3 protein-coding genes are annotated in these 2,283 nt (G+C 62.8%); all 3 read left to right on the top strand.

The window, feature by feature from the left end; genetic code table 11:
* Positions 1-842, top strand: an 842-nt coding sequence (locus ACH2EH_RS03215) for a type III polyketide synthase (protein WP_395138904.1), incomplete at its 5' end; no start/stop codon positions are given.
* A complete protein-coding gene (locus ACH2EH_RS03210; RefSeq protein ID WP_395138901.1) occupies positions 839-1,516 on the top strand; it encodes a methyltransferase domain-containing protein in 678 nt (225 codons plus the stop codon). The genes ACH2EH_RS03215 and ACH2EH_RS03210, both read left to right, overlap by 4 nt.
* On the top strand, positions 1,504-2,283 hold a 780-nt coding region (locus ACH2EH_RS03205; protein WP_395138899.1), incomplete at its 3' end, for an FAD-dependent oxidoreductase. The genes ACH2EH_RS03210 and ACH2EH_RS03205, both read left to right, overlap by 13 nt.

Raw genomic sequence — 2,283 nt, 5'->3', positions numbered from 1 at the left:
CACTCTACACAGAGGCGGCCCGCACGATGTTTCCGAGTATTGCCGCCCGCGCGCTGGAGGCGGCTCCCGGATTTGCGCCCGAGCAACTGACGCATCTCATCACGGTTTCCTGCACGGGGTTCTTCCAGCCCGGCCCGGACTTTGCGATACTCAAGGCGCTGGGGCTCCATGCTTCGGTGGAGCGCTACCATCTGGGCTTCATGGGCTGCTACGCCGCGTTCCCCGCGCTACGAATGGCACGGGCATTCTGCGAGGCCAACCCGGATGCCGTGGTGCTCGTGGTTTGCCTGGAGCTATGCTCACTGCACGTGCAGTGGACGGCGGGAATGGACGATCTTCTCGCGGGCTCCGTGTTCGCCGACGGGGCGAGTGCGGCAATTATCAGCGCCCGTGAACCTATCGGCGTGGCGCTTCGCTTAGATGCATTCGCCTCCGCAATAGCACCCGCAGGCGACTCGGACATGGCCTGGACAATTGGCGATATTGGCTTTCAGATGCAGCTCTCCTCGTACGTGCCCGAGATCATCCAGACCAATGTCGTCGCTGCGATCCAGCCGATCCTCAGTAAGACCCACCTCACCCAGGAGCAAGTGAGCCACTGGGCGGTGCATCCCGGCGGGCGAGCGATCCTAGACAGAGTGGAGAAGGGCCTCAGCCTGCCCGAGACCGCTCTGGCCGCCTCACGAGAAGTACTGAGAAACTGTGGCAATATGAGCAGCGCCACGGTTCTCTTTGTTCTAAAAGAGCTGCTCACACGCGGCATCACCCCAAGTGACACCCTGCTGGCCATGGCATTTGGGCCGGGTCTGACCATCGAGACAGCGCTCCTGACGGCGGTATGACCCACTTTATTCGCACACGCGCCGAGACACTCACGGAGCGTATGGACGAACCAGACTGCGATCCGCAAAAGCTGGCGCGCACCTACGGACAGTTTGCGTCTATCAATGTGCTGCTCTCTGGTTGGACGCAAATCTACCAGCGCGAGCTTCGCCCTGCGTTGCAAGAAGGTGCCCGAACCGTTCTGGATATCGGCTGTGGCGGCGGCGATGTGGTGCGGCACCTGGCACGCCTTGCCCAGCGCGATGATCTGTCCGCGACGTTTCTCGGAGTGGATCCCGACCCGCGCGCCATCGCCTTCGCATATGGGCAGGAGAACCCAAACAATGTCCGCTTCGAGCAGACCGATGCGTACAGCCTCAGCACACACTTTGACCTCGTGCTCTCCAACCACGTGCTGCACCATCTCGCCGACGAGGAGATCTCCACTCTGTGCGTAGCCTGCGAGCGACTCGCCACGGTTCGTGTGGTGCACAACGATCTCTGCCGTGATGACCGGGCGCTGGCACTCTTTCCTCTGGTCGGTGGCTGGTTCCCGGGCTCGTTCATCTTTGAGGATGGCATGCGCTCGATCCGCCGTGCCTTCACGGTAGCGGAGCTTCAGGCGCTCGCTCCGGCAGGCTGGACAATCCATACCTCCTCCCCGTTTCGACTCCAACTACAATGGAAACCGTAGAGATCGCCGTTATTGGTGCGGGGCCAGTCGGGCTCACGCTCGCGTGCTTACTGGCACAGCGCGGCGTAAAAATCGCGGTACTCGAAGCCCACACCGAGCGCTCACCGCACTCCCGCGCCATCGGCATTCACCCGCCCGCGCTGGATATCTTAAACACACTGGGGCTAGGCGAGGCGCTCCGAGCCGAGGGCGTGGCAATCGGCGGTGGCCAGGTCTTCTGCGATGCCCAAAAACGCGGACGGCTCGCCCTCCCGGAATCCCCTCTCGCCCTGCCACAAGCACGCACGGAAGCACTCCTTGAGGCACGATTAGAAGCCCTCGCGCCCGGCGCACTCCGCCGTGGCTGTGCGCTCAAACACTTTACACAAGACGCAGACACCGTCCAGCTTTTCTGCACGGCGGGCGCAACTCTCAACACGGCGCTTTTAGTGGGCTGCGATGGCAAGAGTAGCTCGGTTCGCCTCCTCGCAAAAATCACGCAGACCGGCGCTCGCTACCCGGACCGCTACCTGATGGGCGACTTCGCCGACGACACCGAGTTTGGAAGCGACGCGGCACTGTTTTTCAGCCGCGAGGGGATCGTCGAGTCGTTCCCCCTGCCCCATCAGAAGCGCCGCTGGGTCGCCCGGCTCGGCGCGGCAAGCTGCCCACTGGATGTCGAGAGCCTTGCCACGCTGATTTTCGCTCGCACGGGGCGGCGGCTCCCCATACAAACCTGCTCCTGGATCAGTCCCTTTGGGATCGAGGGCTTCGTTGCCGACACGCTT

It is taken from the genome of Armatimonas sp. (genome assembly GCF_043760365.1).
In the GTDB taxonomy this organism is placed as follows: Bacteria; Armatimonadota; Armatimonadia; order Armatimonadales; family Armatimonadaceae; genus Armatimonas.
This window is presented reverse-complemented; position numbering and strand designations above follow the sequence as displayed.